The organism is Parabacteroides faecis (genome assembly GCF_014647375.1).
In the GTDB taxonomy this organism is placed as follows: domain Bacteria; phylum Bacteroidota; class Bacteroidia; order Bacteroidales; family Tannerellaceae; genus Parabacteroides; species Parabacteroides faecis.
The window spans coordinates 336,529-354,704 of the sequence record NZ_BMPB01000004.1 but is presented as its reverse complement, the minus strand read 5'-3'; the positions used below and the strand labels follow the sequence as shown (position 1 = coordinate 354,704).

The 18,176-nt window shown below is 44.7% G+C and carries 15 protein-coding genes; 9 read left to right on the top strand and 6 right to left on the bottom strand.

Annotation, left to right across the window (positions count from 1 at the left end):
- Positions 1-9: 9 nt before the first annotated feature.
- Both IEY67_RS07395 and IEY67_RS25130 read right to left on the bottom strand, forming a co-directional pair.
- On the bottom strand, positions 10-2,238 hold the full coding sequence (locus IEY67_RS07395) for a SusC/RagA family TonB-linked outer membrane protein (protein WP_229800991.1): 2,229 nt from the start codon (positions 2,236-2,238) through the stop codon (positions 10-12).
- Positions 2,238-3,047: a TonB-dependent receptor plug domain-containing protein gene (locus IEY67_RS25130; RefSeq protein ID WP_229800990.1), complete on the bottom strand. Its 810-nt coding sequence runs from the start codon at positions 3,045-3,047 to the stop codon at positions 2,238-2,240. Before IEY67_RS25130 ends, IEY67_RS07395 begins: the two co-directional genes overlap by 1 nt.
- Positions 3,048-3,735: 688 nt before the next feature.
- Between IEY67_RS25130 and IEY67_RS07390 the strand changes: the two genes are divergently transcribed.
- Together IEY67_RS07390 and IEY67_RS07385 are read left to right on the top strand one after the other, a co-directional pair.
- Positions 3,736-4,689, top strand: coding sequence for an Rpn family recombination-promoting nuclease/putative transposase (locus tag IEY67_RS07390; protein WP_122376309.1), 954 nt, complete (start codon positions 3,736-3,738; stop codon positions 4,687-4,689).
- Between the two features lie 24 nt (positions 4,690-4,713).
- The gene (locus tag IEY67_RS07385; RefSeq protein ID WP_122353395.1) at positions 4,714-5,208 is read left to right on the top strand and encodes a metallophosphoesterase family protein; all 495 of its coding nucleotides are present in this window, start codon (positions 4,714-4,716) and stop codon (positions 5,206-5,208) included.
- Positions 5,209-5,219: 11 nt separating this feature from the next.
- On the opposite strand, the gene IEY67_RS07380 is transcribed toward IEY67_RS07385, so the two are convergent.
- From IEY67_RS07380 to IEY67_RS07370, 3 genes are all read right to left on the bottom strand, one after another.
- Positions 5,220-6,338 carry an NUDIX hydrolase gene (locus IEY67_RS07380; protein WP_122353394.1) on the bottom strand — a complete coding sequence of 373 codons (1,119 nt, stop codon included), beginning with the start codon at positions 6,336-6,338 and terminating at the stop codon, positions 5,220-5,222.
- 64 nt (positions 6,339-6,402) lie between these two features.
- Positions 6,403-7,248, bottom strand: coding sequence for a lipoyl synthase (gene lipA, locus IEY67_RS07375; protein WP_122353393.1), 846 nt, complete (start codon positions 7,246-7,248; stop codon positions 6,403-6,405).
- Positions 7,248-9,422, bottom strand: a complete 2,175-nt coding sequence (locus IEY67_RS07370; protein ID WP_122376307.1) for a S9 family peptidase — start codon at positions 9,420-9,422, stop codon at positions 7,248-7,250. The genes lipA and IEY67_RS07370 overlap by 1 nt, the downstream gene beginning before the upstream one ends.
- 166 nt (positions 9,423-9,588) lie before the next feature.
- On the opposite strand from IEY67_RS07370, the gene mnmL reads away from it, so the two are divergent.
- The gene (mnmL, locus tag IEY67_RS07365) at positions 9,589-10,545 is read left to right on the top strand and encodes a tRNA modification radical SAM protein MnmL/YtqA (protein ID WP_183668981.1); all 957 of its coding nucleotides are present in this window, start codon (positions 9,589-9,591) and stop codon (positions 10,543-10,545) included.
- Here the strand turns inward: mnmL and IEY67_RS07360 are convergent.
- Positions 10,505-11,002 carry a DUF4251 domain-containing protein gene (locus IEY67_RS07360; protein ID WP_122353390.1) on the bottom strand — a complete coding sequence of 166 codons (498 nt, stop codon included), beginning with the start codon at positions 11,000-11,002 and terminating at the stop codon, positions 10,505-10,507. The two genes, mnmL and IEY67_RS07360, sit on opposite strands and share 41 nt — an antisense overlap.
- Before the next feature lie 245 nt (positions 11,003-11,247).
- Between IEY67_RS07360 and IEY67_RS07355 the strand changes: the two genes are divergently transcribed.
- From IEY67_RS07355 to IEY67_RS07330, 6 genes are all read left to right on the top strand, one after another.
- Positions 11,248-13,932: a calcium-translocating P-type ATPase, PMCA-type gene (locus tag IEY67_RS07355; RefSeq protein ID WP_122376305.1), complete on the top strand. Its 2,685-nt coding sequence runs from the start codon at positions 11,248-11,250 to the stop codon at positions 13,930-13,932.
- A gap of 379 nt (positions 13,933-14,311) precedes the next feature.
- A complete protein-coding gene (locus IEY67_RS07350) occupies positions 14,312-14,614 on the top strand; it encodes an STAS domain-containing protein (protein ID WP_122353388.1) in 303 nt (100 codons plus the stop codon).
- A gap of 17 nt (positions 14,615-14,631) precedes the next feature.
- A complete protein-coding gene (locus IEY67_RS07345) occupies positions 14,632-15,042 on the top strand; it encodes an ATP-binding protein (RefSeq protein WP_183668979.1) in 411 nt (136 codons plus the stop codon).
- A 1-nt stretch (position 15,043) separates the two neighbouring features.
- Entirely contained in the window at positions 15,044-16,162 is a 1,119-nt protein-coding gene (locus IEY67_RS07340; protein WP_183668977.1) for a sensor histidine kinase, read from the top strand.
- Positions 16,155-16,988, top strand: a complete 834-nt coding sequence (locus IEY67_RS07335; RefSeq protein WP_183668975.1) for a sensor histidine kinase — start codon at positions 16,155-16,157, stop codon at positions 16,986-16,988. The genes IEY67_RS07340 and IEY67_RS07335 overlap by 8 nt, the downstream gene beginning before the upstream one ends.
- A gap of 19 nt (positions 16,989-17,007) precedes the next feature.
- The gene (locus IEY67_RS07330; RefSeq protein ID WP_183668973.1) at positions 17,008-18,171 is read left to right on the top strand and encodes a PP2C family protein-serine/threonine phosphatase; all 1,164 of its coding nucleotides are present in this window, start codon (positions 17,008-17,010) and stop codon (positions 18,169-18,171) included.
- Positions 18,172-18,176 lie beyond the last annotated feature (5 nt).

Sequence of the window (18,176 nt, the reverse complement as noted above, 5' to 3'; positions counted from 1 at the left end):
TTCTGATTTTTAAAATTTGACACTTAAACCCATTGAAAACGTTTTACTGTTCGGATAAGTCAAATGGTCGATACCGGCATTGACATCACTCGCTTTTGAACTCACCTCCGGGTCCACCCCGTTATACTTGGTAAAGGTCAACCAGTTCTGGGCACTTACAAACACCCGGATACCGCTAAGCCAATTCCGGGTACTCCATTTTTCACAAGGGAAATTGTAGGCCAGACTGACATTTTTCAAACGCAGATAAGAACCATTCTCGATGAAACGGTCTGAGTACTTCAAAGAGCCGACCGCCTCAATCTTCGGATAGGCGACATGAGAATTATCCTGTCCTTCCCTCCAACTTTCATAATACACCTTACGCTCGATATTCATACCCTGGCCATAAGAATAATTCCTCATCTCGCTCAAGTTAAAGACATCATTTCCCTGGCTTCCCTGCAGAAAGAAATTGAAATCCCAGTTTTTATAGCGAAAGCCGCAATTCAAACCATACGTAAAATCCGGAAAAGGCGATCCCGCGATATATCGGTCTTCCGTATCTGTATATTGACCGTCACCATTCATATCGACATAAGAAAGAGAGCCTTTTTCATCTAATCCGGCATCTTTATATACATAAAACGCCCCTAAAGGTTCTCCTTCGCGAATAATGGTTATAGAACCAGAACCATAGTTACTGTAAGTCGTACCTAAAATATCATCTCCGCCAGCCAATTCTTCAACTCTATTTTTATTATGTGCAATATTAAACTGGACTGTAAAACCAAAATCCTTCTTTTGTACGACATCCGCTTCCACCAAAAGTTCGACTCCCCGGTTACTCATACTTCCGATATTCCGGACTGTCGATGAATATCCGGATGAAGACGGCAACGATACCGTATTCAACAGGTCAGTCGTCTTTTTATAATAATAATCGGCTGTAAAACGTAACCGTTGGTTGAACAAGCCCAGATCGGCACCGACATCCCATTGAGACGTTGTCTCCCATTTCAGATCTTCCGGGAAAGTGCTGCTTGGCGCATAGTAGGGTACATTCTCAGTTCCTGTCGCCGTCTTTCCTGTATTCAATAAATTCTGTGTCATATACGGATCGATGGCACTCGAACCTGTACGGCCATATCCCAGGCGAAGTTTCAGATTGGTCACTTTTTCAAACTGTTTCATAAAAGGTTCTTCGGATATTCTCCATGCCACAGCTCCCGAAGGGAAATATCCCCAACGCGAACCTGCCGAATAACGGCTCGATCCGTCCGCGCGGAAACTGGCAGTCACCAGATATTTACCATTAAAAGAATAGTTGATACGTCCGAGATAAGACATCAACGCCCATTTGGAATAAGAGGTAGAAGGAGTGTTGACCGTTCCTGCCGAAGACAGATTATTTGTTTGCTGGACATCGCTCAGGAATGTATTACCGGATGCGGCTATCGATTTATAAACATTCTGCTGATAAGTAAAACCACCCATCAGATTGAATGAGTGAATTTTATTCACGGTAAAGTCATAATTCACAATATCCTCATTTATCACATTAGTAGACCGTTTATGGTTCACGGATGCGGAATTATTCTGGTAAATATACTTTTTAGTCGTATAAGCGTCATACCGTGAATCCAAACCTTCCAGACCGAAAGTCGCTTTCACAGAAAGGCCTTTGATCGGCTGGAAGTTGATAGCGGCATTGATATTCGTCAGGTTCGTAACAGTCTTGTAAGTTGCCTCATAAGCCATGCAAATGGGGTTCTTGATTTCATGCGACGACCAGGAATACCAGGAACGCAAATCCTTATAATTACCACTTTCATCGTACGGATAAAATACCGGTGCGGCAGAATAAGTGGCACCGATCATAGAAGAACCTCCGTTACCTCCTCCGTCAGACTGGTTCATCTGGTTTATCAGCGAATATCCCATGTTCAACGAAGCACTGACCATCTTGCTCATTTTCAAATCCAGGCTCGAACGTAAATTGTATTTATCATACGAACTGTTATGGATCAAGCCGTCTTTCATCATCGCTGAACCGCTTATGAAATAACGCAAATTATCCGTTCCCCCCGATACATTAATATTATGATTCGAGATAGGAGCATTCTGAAATACTTCATTCTGCCAGTCTACCCCTTTCCCCATTGCTGCAATATCCGTTTCGGAAAAAGGAGCTTCACTCAAAATATCTGCATTGACCAGATATTCATTATAAAACCGCGCCCACTCCTGAGCATTCATTAAATCCAACTTTTTATCTGCTTCTGGAAGCCATATTCAAAGTCGTAAGAAACTGTCGTTTTCCCGGTTTTCCCCTTCTTGGTCGTTATCAAAACTACACCATTCGCTCCACGGGAACCGTAAATAGCCGTAGCCGACGCATCTTTCAGGATTTCCATGGATTCGATATCATATGTATTGATAGAAGACGTGCTCGCAGGTATTCCGTCAATGATATAAAGCGGAGAATTATCCCCTTTGATCGAATTAACCCCTCGAATACGGATCGAGTAATCTCCCGACGGATCTCCGGTATTCTGTGAAAGGACAACTCCCGGAACTCTCCCCTGCAAAGCCTGAATAGGATTGGATACGGTAAAGGCCGTAATTTCATCGGCTTTTATGGCAGATACGGAACCTGTCAAATCTTTTTTCTTCATTGTACCATAACCGATAACCACGATTTCATCCAATGATTCTACATTCTCCTTCATTACGATATTCAAGCTTTTTTGCCCTTTTACCGGAATTTCCAGTGAATTGTATCCTATATAAGAAATCATCAGGACATCTTTCTCCGATACATTCATTGAAAAATTCCCATCCACATCGGTCACGACACCAGTCGCAGAACCTTTTAACACAACATTGGCTCCGATTATCGGCTCCCCTTTTCCATCCACAATATTCCCCGTTAGAGCATACGATTTTTGCTGGCTAACAACAGGAAGTACATTGGTCTCCGCCCATACTTGTGCAGGAAAAAACTGCAACGCTACGGCAAGGCATAAAATTCCCAGTAAATGGGACACATTCTTCTCTCGATCCATTTTGTTTAAAATAATAATAAATTTGATTTATTTGCGGAACAAAATAAGCAAGACAACATTTCAATCCGGAGACAGGTTAATGACATTCATCACACATTCTTGCTACAAATCGGTGTCCGCTTTTCATAATAATTCATTCGGCAACATTCACGTTGCTACATCAGAATCCTATAGGAAAGGAATAGTACTAAACAAGGTTTGATATCCGGCTACCCGCCGGGAGTCCAAAGTAGAGAGAAGGGAAGACCAATAAAAAAACGTGGACTCATTGTTTTTTTGTATTACGGTCCTGAAAGGTCTACCACAACCCGCTCCCCTTATAATACAACAATGAAGTCCACGCCTAAACGTGAACGTCCAGTGTACTTTGAAGGGGGCATCTAAAAGTGGTAGTTTTTCAGCACCTTCTAAATAAACTTTACGTTTTTTATATCTTAATATGTCTTTTAGACAGTTTTATACCATAGGCATTGTTTTAAAATTATATGAATACTTCTTTGCAAACACCCAAATATAAGAACAATAATTCACATATTCGCTATATCCCTTGAAAAAAGACACAAACGAATAAAAGATCGACAGTCCCGAAATCTGTGTCCGGTAAAATATATTTCTTCCATTTTAATAACCTGTTCATTAATAATTATGCATATATTTGCGTATTACATAACATATAAAACACCTTACTATGAAAAAGTCAGATCTGAAAATCATGGCAGAAGAGGAAAGAAAAGAGTTACAGGACCGGTATATCCGTTTTGATTGGGCAATCAAGCGTTTGTTACGCCAGAAGGCCAACTTCGATGTGCTTAACGGTTTCCTTACCGTTATGCTGCGTGAAGAGGTCAGGATACTTGAGATCCTCGAAAGCGAAGGCAATCAGGAAAGTGCCGACGACAAGTTTAACCGCGTCGATATAAAGGCGCTGAACAGCAAAGACGAAATCATCATCGTCGAAATCCAGAACACCCGTGAAGTTCATTATCTCGAACGTATTCTCTACGGCGTGGCCAAAGCCATCACTGAGCATATCTCGCTGGGTGAAGGCTATCAGAAAGTAAAAAAGGTCTACTCCATCAGTATCCTGTATTTCGACCTTGGTGTGGGGACAGACTATATCTACCACGGTCAGAACCATTTCACCGGTGTGCATACCGGCGACCGGCTGCGTATCAACACCCGCGACCGTGATGCAGTCGTCACCCGTCTCCCGTCTTCAATCTTCCCTGAGTACATTTTGATCCGCGTAAACGAGTTCGACAAGGTCGCCTCGACGCCTTTGGATGAATGGATCAAGTATCTGAAAGACGGAACGATCCGCCCGGACACGACAACACCGGGCCTTCGTGAAGCCCGTGAGAAACTGAAGTACTACTCGATGTCTTCAAGCGAGCGACATGCGTATGACGAGCATCTGAACGTGATTATGATCCAGAACGATGTTCTCGACACCGCCAAATGGGAAGGTCGCATCGAAGGACTGGCAGAGGGAAAAGCAGAGGGGCTTGCCGAGGGCGAAGCCAAAGGCAAAGCTGAAGCTCTGTTCCAGACGGCTTCCAATATGAAACGTATGGGCATAGCGGCTGCCGACATTGCAAGATGCACAGGATTGCCGGTCGGACAGATAGAGAACCTTAGATAACAGCATTAACGTAATAACACAAATATGATTAAAATAGGACTTCTCTCAGATACTCATGCCTGGTGGGATGATAAATATGCAGAATATTTCTCGGAATGCGATGAAATATGGCATGCTGGTGATATAGGCTCGGATGGACTGGCGGCACGGTTGGCTGCTTTGAAACCTTTCCGGGCAGTATATGGAAATATAGACGGGCAATCACTCCGGCTGGAATATCCCGAAGTAGCTCATTTCAAAGTAGAAGACGTAAATGTGATGATGACGCATATAGGCGGTTATCCGGGCCGTTACAACCCGGCTATCCGCAAAGAATTGTACGATACCCGCCCGAACTTGTTCATAGCGGGTCACTCGCACATTCTTAAAGTTGCATTTGACAAGTACCTGAATTGTCTGTATATCAATCCAGGCGCCGCCGGTAAAAGCGGTTTCCATCAGGTTCGTACCCTGGTCCGCTTCGTCATCGACGGCAAAAATATGAAAGACCTCGAAGTGATCGAACTGGGTATCCGTTAAAGGATACCCGGTTATTTACCACAGCAGAAGTTTTCTGCCAACAAGATCGTATTCTGAAGATAAGAGAACTCCTGCTCGAAATATTCGCTGAATACGCCGGTATGCAGATTCTCTTCTATTTGCTTGGCAGTCCAGAGTTTTCCACCTGCCCGCTTGCATTGACTCAGCTGATCTTCCGTACGAAGACAGATCACGTAAAGCGATACCAGATGTTTCACCTTCTCGTTCTCAAACGTATAACGAATGAGAAAACGAGGATTCACATCCTGCTGTCCAGCAAGTTCACCTACCGATTCACGCACCGTACTTTCGATACTGTGCCTGAATAGTACATAACTATGGAAAGGATAATCGATCGTATCCGGCGATACGAATGCATCTTTACTCCTTTTCATCAAATAAAGCATTCCATTATGGATAACTGCTACGCGGACGATCGGATGATAGTATTTCTTCGGTAACGAACGGCTGACCGAACGCGCAATACAACCGATGACTTTTCCTCCGTCATTCAACACCGGTAACCACATTTCTTTCTGTAAACTACCTTGCATCAACGATAAGCGTATCTGTTCATAAAGAATGACCAGTACTCCGATCAATACCCCCAGTTCCCTGTAAAGGAAACGTTCCACGCGCACACTTTGCATCGTATCCGGCAGGATACTGTATACCAAAATGGCAAATAGATGTAATGTATACAAATTCTGAACCAACTGGGCAATGAAATAAAACTCATTTAACGTAGTACGCATCAAAGTCCGTTTGTAAGTCGGGTGTGTCGATGTTCTTATCTTTTTCAGTACAGAGCGCCGGCTAAAACCGATAAACGCAAGTACCACCACCAACAACACCTCCGTAATCAACGGAGAATAAATGAATAGTACGGGTTCCAGTTTCAGGCAGAGAAAGACAGAATACAACACCAGCGTAATAGCTGAAGGTAACAATAAAAATTGATACACTTTATCCTTACTCAATACCTGATAAAGAAAAATACATACAAAACAAAAGGTAACGCCGATAATGAAAGACAACAGATAAGAAAAATAATTATCCAAGAACATAAAAAGCAACAATGGCAACAGACCAATGGCTTGATTGTCTAAACCTTTCTTAACTTTGTTCATACCCTTTCCCCCTTTCTTCGCACTTTAAATATATAACAACCCAATGTGTTAAAAGTTTTCGCTATTAAACATGCTTTTCAGCGTGATAAGAGGAACGAACCAGCGGAGCGCTCTCTACCATACGAAATCCTTTATCCAAAGCGATTGATTTATAGACATTAAACTGTTCGGGGGTCACATACTCAGTTACTTGAATATTTTTTCTGGATGGTTGTAAATATTGACCAATTGTTAATACGGAAACACCTGCTGCCAGCACATCGTCCATCAGTTCGTATACCTCTCCGGGGGTTTCTCCCAGGCCGACCATGATACCGGTTTTTGCCGTAGCACCCTGTTTTGCAATGCGTGACAGGACAGCCAGGCTGACATCGTATTTGGCGGCACTACGAACCTGCGGACTGATACGCCGCACTGTTTCCATATTATGCGATATGATTTCGGGAGCGGCTGCCACTACCTGATCGACCAGATCAAGGCGTCCCTGAAAGTCAGGTATCAGGACTTCTACCGTCGTATCCGGGTTTACTTCTTTGATTGTCCGGATCGTATCAACCCAATGCCGGGCTCCCAGGTCGGGCAGATCGTCACGATCGACCGACGTTATCACTGCGTGTTTTAAGTTCATCAGGCGAATACTTTCCGCTACATTGGCCGGTTCTTTCGGATCCAGCGGCAACGGCTTGCCTGTTAGCGTATTACAAAAGCGGCAGGAACGGGTACATATCTCACCCGCTATCATGAACGTGGCCGTTCCCCGGCTCCAGCATTCTCCCATATTCGGGCATTTGCCGCTCGTACAAATGGTATGCAGACAATGCGACTCAACAATACTTTTCGTCTTTGTAAACTGCTCGTTCCCACCAAGCCGGATCTTTAACCAATCCGGCTTTCTCACATGTTCTGACATTATAAGTTATCAAATAAGAAGTTAGACATCCTGGTATACAGATGATATCGGGTATTTCCTCCGTAAATACTGTGATTACGGTCTTTGTAAACCTGCATATCGAACTGTTTACCGGCTTGTACCAATGCTTCTGCATAATCCATCGTCTGCTGGAAGTGTACATTATCATCAGCAGTTCCGTGTACCAGCAACAGCTTACCTTGTAAGTCTTTTGCCAGCCGGATCGGTGAAGTTGCAGCATAGCCCGAGAAGTTTTCTTTAGGCGTACGCATAAAACGTTCGGTATATACCGAGTCATAATATTTCCAGTCTGTCGGAGGAGCGACAGCGATACCGGCCTTGAATGTACCGTTACCCACGCTCATCGACATCAATGTATTATATCCGCCAAAGCTCCAGCCCCAGATGGCAATGCGTTTTGCATCGACGTACGGCAGTTTGCCCAAAGCCTGTGCGGCTTCCACCTGGTCTCTGGATTCCAATTCGCCCATCCGCAGGTATGTACATTTACGGAAGGCTTCACCACGTGCACCGGTTCCCCGGCCATCCACGCTGACTACGATAATTCCGTTCGCAGCCAGGTAATGTTCCCAGTCAAAACCATATTTATCCAGTACTTGTTGCGAATTAGGTCCGCTATATTGCACCATCAGTACCGGATATTTCTTCGATTCATCGAAATTCACCGGTTTTACAATCCAGGCATTCAGCTCTATATCAGAAGCAGTATGCACCTTGAAAAATTCTTTTTTGGAGAATGATGTACTTGCCAGTTTTTCGCGTAAGGCAGCATTGTCCTGCAACACGCGCAACACTTTCTTCGACTTCGTTTCATTTACGGTGATCACGGCAGGCGTGTTGGCATTCGAATAGTTATTTACGAAATAGGCATAGTTAGCACTGAAGTCGGCACTGTTCGTACCTTCGCTTTCCGACAGCTTCGTCTTGACACCTTTCTGGTCTATTTTATAGACAGAACGGCGCAACGGGCTTTCTTCTGCCGACTCGTAATATACTACCTTGGCAACATCGTCATATCCGATCAAACGGGTCACATCCCAATTGCCTTTCGTCACCTGCCGCTGCATAACTCCCGTCGGCGAATACAAGTAGATATGGGAATAACCATCCTGTTCGCTCACATACGTAAATCCATTCGGGTTGAAATGGATAGAAGTCAGCCATTCGGAATCGACATAACATTTATTTTCATCACGAAGGATCAGGCGGGATACGCCGCTCTTCGGATTTACATAATACATATTGAAAAGATTCTGCTGGCGGTTCAAAGTCATGACAGCCAACTGATCCGAATTAGTTGTGAACGTGATCCGGGGAATATAGCTATCCGCTTCCACCGGTATTTTCAGTTCTTTGATATCTTTCGTTGCTACGCTGTAAGAATGAACCGTTACTTTCGAGTTGCTCTCTCCAGCTTTCGGATATTTGAAATTGTAATATCCGGGATACAGGCCATTGCCGTACATCTGCATGGAATATTCGGGCACTTCACTTTCATCGAAACGGACATAAGTCAGATATTCGCTGTCCGGAGACCAGGCCATCAGGTTCGTAACGGCAAATTCTTCTTCATATACCCAATCGGTAATACCGTTCAGCACCTTATTCAGTTCACCGTCTTTAGTTACCTGTACTTCGGTATCGAAATCAAACTTACGAACCCATATATTGTTATCCACCACATAAGCACACATACGTCCGTCCGGCGAGTAAGTCGGAATCATCTGTTTATTTTTCGAATCGGACAACGGTTTCACATAGTTACGCCGTACGTCATAATCGTAAACCATCGCTTTGAAAGAACGGCGGTAAATCGGCTCTGTGTCCCGCCAAACCAGTATATGATGGCCTGTACTACTGATATCATAGCCGTCAAAATCATCAAACGTACATTCACGGGCCGTCCGGGCATTGAACAAAGTGTCTACCGGATTACCTGTACGATAAGAGTATTTAATGATCATACTACGGTCTTTATTCATTGCCGTATAATGCTCGCCATCCGGTAAAGACCGCATTTCACCAATAGCGGTTACCTGACGGAACTTTCCATCTGTAATTTCTTTTAAATCTACACGCTTGCTCCCATTCTGAGCAGATACGCTTCCAATTATCGCCAATGAAAGCAAGAAACCAACACCCAATCGTTTCATGAATACTATTTTTTATTTTGAATAGGCTGCAAAGGTAGTATTTTCTCATGGTAAACCCTTAGCCGTTAAAGGTAAATTATGTACCCGGATAGCGTTTCCGGGATATTTTATCGTTAAATTAACCACCGGACATTGGTCATTAACCATTATAAATTACCTTTGCCGCATGGAAAACGTAAAACCTTATAACGATTTCGGAGATTTCCTACGGAAAGTATTCCCTTATAAAGTACAGAAAATCTCTATAAACGCAGGCTTTACCTGTCCGAACCGCGACGGTTCGAAGGGATGGGGAGGTTGTACTTATTGTAATAACCAAACGTTCAGCCCGGAATATTGTCATACGGAAAAGAGTGTGACCGAACAATTAGAGGAAGGTATCCGTTTCTTTTCCCGTAAATATCCAGAAATGAAGTATCTCGCCTATTTCCAGGCTTATACCAATACATATGATGAACTGAGCTCGCTGAAAGCGAAGTATGAAGAAGCGTTATCCTACCCCGGTGTGGTCGGATTGATCGTCGGGACACGTCCGGACTGTATGCCGGATGACCTACTGGATTATTTCACAGATCTTTCCAAAGAAAAGTTCGTGATGATAGAATACGGACTGGAAAGCACGCTGGACAAAACATTGCTTCGCATCAACCGCGGACATACCTACGGAGAATCGGAAACAGCCATCCGGCGGACAGCGGAAAGAGGTATTTATACGGGGGCCCACCTGATCCTGGGTTTGCCGGGAGAAAGCCGGGAAGAAATAATGCACCATGCCGACCGGTTATCTGCTTTACCGGTCACGACGCTGAAACTACATCAACTGCAACTGATACGCAACACCCGCATGGCGAAAGAATATGCCGAACACCCGGAAGAGTTCCATCTGTACACGGCCGACGAATACATCGACCTGGTGATCGACTTCATAGAAAAATTAAACCCCTCTATTGTAGTAGAGAGGTTTGTATCGCAATCCCCCAAAGAACTGCTGATCGCTCCCGACTGGGGACTTAAGAACTTCGAATTTACAGCGAAGGTCAATAAGCGTATTGCCGAAAGAAATGCACGGCAAGGACGATTATTTATTCCTTTTTCTCAGGAGCCAGTTCCCCATAGAATGTGATGTTCTGTTTATTGACAGGCGTCACATTGATTGTCGCGGAGCCATTTGAAAACACCTGCACATTAAATGCAAACGTATCGTCATCGCTTCGGGTACGAAACTGTATTTGAGCGGTTCCTTTCTTATTAAAAGAACATTGATAATCGGTAATTGATTTTTCGAAACGTAACCCGTCACCGCCACCATAAGGAGCCGAATATGCCCTTCCGAAATAAGGAAGATAGGAAATAACCGAGTCACCGCGCATTTCCAAAGAGTAGGGAGAAGTCAGATTAACCGAACGTCCTCCCATGGGTATCGCACGATTTACATTCACTGTAAACCGTTTACTATCTATTAATTCTTTCACTTCATTGGCTTTCTGCTCTTTCTTTTCTTTTTTACTTTGAGCATAAAGGGATTGCCCTGCAAATAGAAGGACAATCCCTATTAACCAAAATAACCTAACATTCTTCATAACCTTAAATACTAACACACAATTCTCCTTTTATATATAAGACAATTAGAGAAGCCAAAAGTTTATATCCAACCCGTTAATTTAACACAACAAGAGGTTAACAAACCATTACTCTGCCATTTTCCTAAAATACTAGCACATAAAATAATAAATTACATCATCAATTAAAAACCAAAGCACTTGCGTATGTCCGCCAACTTTACGTAATTTGCTGACTCATTTTCTGAATCAGATTAAACAAATTTATGGAGAAAAAACATCAGTATCAGGGATTAACCAAACAAGAAGTTGAAGAAAGCAGGCGCCTCCACGGCGAAAATATCCTCACACCTCCGGAGAAAGCCTCTCTCTGGAGCCAGTTCCTTGAAAAGTTTAATGACCCGATCATTAAGATCCTGCTGGTAGCCTGGCTGCTATCCATGATCATTGCCGGCGTACATTGCTGGGGACCGGAAGCGAAAGGTTTTACAGCCTTCCTCGAACCGATCGGTATCTTCTTTGCTATCATGCTGGCATCGTGTGTCGGGTTCTTCTTCGAAATGAAAGCGAACAAAGCGTTCGATGTATTGAATACCGTAAACGACGATACGTTCGTCAAAGTGATCCGTGAAGGGAATATTTGCCAGGTAACTAAAAAAGAAGTCGTTGTCGGCGACATCGTCGTACTGGAAACCGGAGAGGAAGTTCCTGCCGACGGTCATCTGTTGGAAGCTATCTCTCTGCAGATCAATGAATCGACATTAACAGGCGAACCGATCATCAGCAAGACCACCAACGAAGCCGAGTTCGATCACGAAGCGACCTATCCATCCAATATGGTGATGCGCGGCACAACGGTTGTCGACGGACATGGAGTGATGAAAGTCGAGCTGGTAGGCGATGCCACCGGCTACGGAAAAGTATATGAAGGCTCGCAGATAGAAAGCGACGTGGAAACACCGCTACAGATACAGCTCAAAGGGCTTGCCGGTGTCATCAGCAAAGGTGGCTACACGGTTGCCGGACTTACCTTCATTGCCTTACTCGCAAAATTATTGATGACGTCCTCCGGTATGCCGGTGATGGACTTGATCTCGCATATTCTGAACATCTTTATGGTGGCAGTAACGCTGATCGTTGTATCCGTTCCGGAAGGTCTGCCGATGAGTGTAACCCTGAGTCTTGCCCTGAGCATGAACCGCATGCTTAAGACGAACAACCTGGTCCGCAAGATGCATGCCTGTGAGACCATGGGAGCGACAACGGTGATCTGTACGGATAAAACGGGTACGTTGACACAAAACCAGATGCAGGTTTACCAAACGAACTTCTACAATCTCAAAGATCAGAAATTGGGAGATGACGAGTTGAGCAACCTCATCAAAGAAGGCATTTCCGTTAACTCGACCGCTTATCTCGACTTCTCGGAAGATAAGGTGAAAACACTAGGTAATCCAACCGAGGCTGCTTTACTGCTTTGGCTGAACAGTCAGAATCAAAACTATCTGACATTACGGGAAGAAGCCCCGGTTTTAGCACAGCTTACGTTTTCTACCGAACGGAAGTATATGGCCACAGTGGTACAGTCGCCTCTGTCAGGTAAAAAAGTATTATATGTGAAAGGTGCCCCCGAAATTGTTCTAGCCAACTGCCAGCGGGTGGCAGCCGACGGTACTTACAAAACGGTTGAAGCCTGCAAGGCAGACATCGAAAAACAATTACTGGACTATCAGAACCAGGCGATGCGTACATTAGGCTTTGCTTACCAGATCATTGAAGACGGGAAGGATGATGCTTATTTCGTCAACGGACGTTTGCATGGTACCGACCTGACCTATCTAGGTATCGTAGCCATCTCCGACCCTGTCCGTGCAGATGTTCCGGCAGCCGTACAAAGCTGTCTGAATGCCGGTATCGACGTCAAGATCGTCACAGGCGATACACCGGGTACTGCCCGTGAGATCGGTCGTCAGATCGGTACATGGAAACCGGAAGACACCGACCGCAATATTATTACCGGCCCTGGATTCGAAGCACTGACGGACGAAGAAGCACTCGACCGTGTGCTCGACCTGAAGATCATGTGTCGTGCCCGTCCGACCGACAAACAACGCCTGGTACAATTATTACAGAAAAAAGGTGCTGTCGTTGCCGTAACCGGCGACGGTACAAACGATGCCCCGGCTTTGAAAGCCGCCCAGGTAGGTTTGTCTATGGGTGACGGGACCTCTGTAGCCAAAGAAGCCAGCGACATTACCATCCTGGACAATTCATTCGGCAGCATTACCCGTGCAGTCATGTGGGGACGCTCTTTATATCGTAACATACAGAAGTTCCTTTTATTCCAGCTTACCATCAATGTGGCCGCTTGTCTGATCGTATTACTAGGTTCCCTGTTCGGAACCGAATCGCCGCTTACCATCACACAGATGTTGTGGGTAAACCTGATCATGGATACATTTGCCGCCGGAGCATTGGCATCATTACCTCCCAACGAGCGGGTAATGAAAGATAAACCCCGCCGCAGTGGTAAAAACGGCGACTTTATCATTACCCGCCCGATGGCTTACAACATCTTCGGAGTAGGTATCGCTTTTGTTGTGATCCTGATGGGCGTATTGTATTACTTCCATGCCCAGACCGGATTAACACCGCACGATTTATCCTGGTTCTTCAGTTTCTTCGTGATGCTTCAGTTCTGGAATATGTTCAATGCGAAAGCATTCATGGAAGGCCGTTCCGCTTTTGCAAACCTGAAAGAAAGCAAGAGCTTCCTGTTCGTCGCCCTGTTGATCATCATCGGCCAGTATCTGATCGTTACGTTCGGCGGAGAGATGTTCAGCGTAGTGCCTTTATCCCTGAAAGACTGGGGTGTCATTATCGGTTTAAGCTCCCTGGTTCTCTGGATCGGAGAGATAGCGAGAGGTATCAGCCGGTTGATCAGGAAATAGGACATAGTGTTGTCAGGCCGGACTCCTTACCTATAAGGATTTTCGGCCTGAAGAAAGGACTCTGCCAATGCTGTGGCAAGACTCTGCCAATGCTGTGGCAAGACTCTGCCAATGCTGTGGCAAGACTCTGCCAATGCTGTGGCAAGACTCTGCCATTACTGTGGCAGTGTTGTGCCATAGTATTGGCACTGCTATGACATCATCGTGGCAAAACACTGTTATCACAACGAAAAGCGAAACATATCGGCATACCGATACGACCAACCTATATACCTTCCGCCTATTTCCGTTATGATCCGTACAAAAGCCCTAAATAACTTGTCCAACTAAATGATTATCTATACTTTTGTTGTAATAGAAATCAGAACAAAAACAATATATGAAGATCACAGTAAAAAACGGAAACGAAACAATCATCAACCTTTCCGGTCAGTTAGACACGCTTACTTCTGCTGATTTTGAAAAAGAGATCACTAAAATACTTGCAGAAGATGTACATACTGTAGTACTCGATGGAACGGAGCTCACTTATATCAGTAGCGCCGGACTTCGTTTACTGTTGACCCTGCAGAAAGGTATGAAAGCAAAAAACGGGACTTTCCGTCTGAGAAACCTGCAACAGGACATCATAGATATTCTGAATATCACCGGTTTCTCTTCTTTCCTTACCATCGAATCCTAAGCGCCCCGTACCGGCAGATGATAAATACGTTACACATAAAGAACGAACTGGAGCAGCTCACCCGTTTGTATGAGTTTCTGGACCTGCACACCTCCGCTTACGGATTGGAAGAGCAGTTGACGATGCAAATCAAACTGGCTCTCGAGGAGGTGGTGACCAATGTCATATTATATGCCTACCCGAATAAAAAAGATCAGGATATACGCATCGATATGAACTATGGGAACAAACAGCTGGCGATCGTCATCACCGATAAAGGCACGCCTTTTAATCCGCTGGAAATGAAAGAACCCGACATTACCCTCCCACCGGAAGAGCGGCCTATCGGAGGTCTCGGGATCTATCTGGTCAAACAACTGATGACAGAAGTCACCTATTCCCGTTCATCAGGAAAAAATATACTCACAATGACAAAAGATATTCATTGATATGGCAGACTTCGACATCAAAGAGATAAGCGCACTCAAGCTGAAATTACGGATCATTGAGAAAGCGACACTGGCGGGATGGATAGTAGTCATCCTCGGTCTTTATTATGACTGGGATACGATTCCCGGTCTCACGATTGTAACAATTATCATCCTCTATATCATTAAAGGACGGTTTCGCAAACAATTGAAGCAAAAAGAATACCTGGCAAAGATTGTGGAAGAGCGGACCATCGAACTCCGTATCCAACGTGACCAAGTATTGAATGAGTCCAAAAAACTCTCTGATGCCCTGGATGCTCTGGCTAAAGCACAGGACGAACTTGTCCGCAAAGAAAAACTGGCAACCGTCGGCCAATTGACACAAGGACTGGTCGACCGTATCCTGAACCCGATCAACTACATCAATAACTTTGCCGGACTTTCCGCCAACCTGATCAAAGACCTGAAGGCTAACATCACGGAAGAACAGGCGGTCATGTCGAAAGAGAACTATGCCGACAGCATCGAAATACTCGATATGATCAACAGCAACCTGCAAAAAATCAATGAGCATGGCTGCAACACCGTGCGGATCGTAAAAGCGATGGAGGAACTGTTGAAAGACAGGAACGGCAATGCCACTTCTACCGACATCTGCGAACTCTGTAAAGTGAATGTAGACGTGATCCGCAAAGCGTTCAAAGAAGAGATCGAAAGTAAACAGATACAGATCGATATCCTATGCCCGGCAGAACCTGCCATGGCAGAGATAGATATCGAACAAATGAACAAAGTAATGCTCAGCTTGTTGAAAAACAGTATCTATGCATTGCTGAAAAAGTTACAGAAAGAAGAGTTCTCCCCGGTCATCACGATCCAGGTGGAGAAGAGACTGAACGGAACGATTTATATCAGCATCCGTGACAACGGTATCGGTATCGAAGATAATATCAAGAATAAGATATTCGAACCGTTCTTTACAACTAAACCTACTGCCGAAGCGGCAGGTGTCGGTTTGTACCTCTGCCGGGAAGTTATCCTGAACCATCATGGTTCCATCATCGTTAAGAGTGAGAAGGACAACTTCACTGAGTTCATGATTTCTATTCCTATTTATCAAAAGAGCAACAATGAGTGATAACAGCAAACAAGAAATTGAACGTCTGAAAAAACAAGTCAGTCAACAGGAAAAGATGGCTTCACTCGGACTGTTGAGCGCAGGTATTGCACACGAGATACAGAACCCGCTCAACTTTGTGATCAACTTCAGCAAACTATCGTGCAAGTTGTTGCAGGATATGGAAGAAGTACTGGACGAACTGAAAGACAAACTGCCGGCAGATGCTGACGAAGAACTCCGGGAAATCATGGAGGATCTGAAAGGTAACATGAACAAGATTGAAGAGAACGGCAACCGGGCATCCAGCGTTATCCGGGGCATCCTGCTCTATTCACGCGGAAAGGACGATGAATATATTCCTACCAATCTGTGTCAACTGACCAAAGAATACGTATGGCTTTCCTACCATGCGGTACGGGCTAACAATAAGAGCTTCAACGTTGCTATCGAAGAAGAATACGACGATACGCTTCAATTGGTCAAGGTGATCCCGCAAGATTTCAGCCGCGCAGTACTCAATCTGATGAATAATGCGTGTTATGCTGTATTCAACAAGTCGAAAGGTGCGACTGAAACACCTTACAAACCGACCATAAAAGTGAGCCTGAAGAAAGACGGTGATAAAGTGCGCCTCACGATCGAAGATAACGGTTCTGGTATCACAGACGAAGTTAAAGAGAAACTCTATACCCCGTTCTTCACGACCAAACCGCTGGGAGAAGGGACAGGCTTAGGTCTCTCCATCACTAAATCGATCATCGAACAAAAACATAACGGAACGATAGAACTGGAATCCCACCCCAACGAGTTTACTCGTTTTACTATCACCATTCCGATTCAATAATTACAGAAACAACGCTACTATGGCTATAAAAATATTAAGTGTAGACGATGAACTGGACCTGGAAATATTGTTAACCCAATATTTTCGTCGCAAGATAAAGAAAGGCGAATATGAATTTTCATTTGCCCACAACGGACTGGAAGCACTCCAGATGTTGCTTGCCAAACCAGACTTCGATGTGATCCTGAGCGATATCAATATGCCTGAAATGGACGGTCTGACCTTGCTCACCAAAATCAACGAGATGCGCAACCCGGCACTCAAATGTATTATGGTATCGGCCTACGGCGATATGGAAAATATCCGAAGCGCCATGAACCAGGGAGCATTCGACTTCACAACGAAGCCGATCAACCTGGAAGATCTGGAACGGACCATCGAAAAGGCTGCCGAACAGATCGCCTTTATTAAACAGGCCCAGCAAGAACATACGCAACTGGAATCCATTCAGAATGATCTGCATGTGGCTCAGGAAATACAACAAACGATCCTGCCGAAGACGTTTCCTCCGTTCCCGGATTTGAAATCGTTCGACTTGTATGCTTACATGAGTGCCGCTAAATATGTGGGAGGCGACTTCTATGATTTTTTCCGTATCGGAGAAGACCGGCTGGGATTTGTCATAGCCGACGTATCGGGCAAAGGGGTACCGGCTGCCATCTTTATGGCAATCAGCCGCACGGTGATACGTGCCATTGCACTTACCGAAAACTCCGCTGCTTTGTGTATGCAACGCTCCAATAGTATTCTCTGCCAGGAAAGTGTGAACGACATGTTCGTCACCGTATTCTACGGTATTCTGAATATCCGAACGGGCATCGTTACTTATTGCAACGCCGGACATAATCCACCGATTCTGATGAAAAAGGATGGTTCCGTTTCAAAAGTCCCGACAACCAATGACATGATACTGGGAGCCATGAGCGATACCACTTATCACGAGAAAGAGTTGAAACTCGCTCCCGGCGATAACCTGTTCCTTTACACCGACGGAGTAACGGAAGCGATGAACAAGAAACACGAACTATACAGCGAACGCCGGTTACTCGATAATTGCCGGGAACTGGCAGGAAAGAAACCGAAAGAGGTAGTAGATAAAATTACTGAAACAGTTGGCGATTTTGTCGTAGATGCCGTACAATCGGATGATATAACATTACTATCGATCGCTTACAAAGGATAAAAACA

What these genes read in the sequence shown, in the direction of transcription:
- IEY67_RS07395 (WP_229800991.1), bottom strand. Translation starts at nt 2,238, where the DNA reads ATGAATGCTCAGGAGTGGGCGCGGTTTTATAATGAATATCTGGTCAAT.
- IEY67_RS25130 (WP_229800990.1), bottom strand. Translation starts at nt 3,047, where the DNA reads ATGGATCGAGAGAAGAATGTGTCCCATTTACTGGGAATTTTATGCCTT.
- IEY67_RS07390 (WP_122376309.1), top strand. Translation starts at nt 3,736, where the DNA reads ATGAAAAAGTCAGATCTGAAAATCATGGCAGAAGAGGAAAGAAAAGAG.
- IEY67_RS07385 (WP_122353395.1), top strand. Translation starts at nt 4,714, where the DNA reads ATGATTAAAATAGGACTTCTCTCAGATACTCATGCCTGGTGGGATGAT.
- IEY67_RS07380 (WP_122353394.1), bottom strand. Translation starts at nt 6,338, where the DNA reads ATGAACAAAGTTAAGAAAGGTTTAGACAATCAAGCCATTGGTCTGTTG.
- lipA (WP_122353393.1), bottom strand. Translation starts at nt 7,248, where the DNA reads ATGTCAGAACATGTGAGAAAGCCGGATTGGTTAAAGATCCGGCTTGGT.
- IEY67_RS07370 (WP_122376307.1), bottom strand. Translation starts at nt 9,422, where the DNA reads ATGAAACGATTGGGTGTTGGTTTCTTGCTTTCATTGGCGATAATTGGA.
- mnmL (WP_183668981.1), top strand. Translation starts at nt 9,589, where the DNA reads ATGGAAAACGTAAAACCTTATAACGATTTCGGAGATTTCCTACGGAAA.
- IEY67_RS07360 (WP_122353390.1), bottom strand. Translation starts at nt 11,002, where the DNA reads ATGAAGAATGTTAGGTTATTTTGGTTAATAGGGATTGTCCTTCTATTT.
- IEY67_RS07355 (WP_122376305.1), top strand. Translation starts at nt 11,248, where the DNA reads ATGGAGAAAAAACATCAGTATCAGGGATTAACCAAACAAGAAGTTGAA.
- IEY67_RS07350 (WP_122353388.1), top strand. Translation starts at nt 14,312, where the DNA reads ATGAAGATCACAGTAAAAAACGGAAACGAAACAATCATCAACCTTTCC.
- IEY67_RS07345 (WP_183668979.1), top strand. Translation starts at nt 14,632, where the DNA reads ATGATAAATACGTTACACATAAAGAACGAACTGGAGCAGCTCACCCGT.
- IEY67_RS07340 (WP_183668977.1), top strand. Translation starts at nt 15,044, where the DNA reads ATGGCAGACTTCGACATCAAAGAGATAAGCGCACTCAAGCTGAAATTA.
- IEY67_RS07335 (WP_183668975.1), top strand. Translation starts at nt 16,155, where the DNA reads ATGAGTGATAACAGCAAACAAGAAATTGAACGTCTGAAAAAACAAGTC.
- IEY67_RS07330 (WP_183668973.1), top strand. Translation starts at nt 17,008, where the DNA reads ATGGCTATAAAAATATTAAGTGTAGACGATGAACTGGACCTGGAAATA.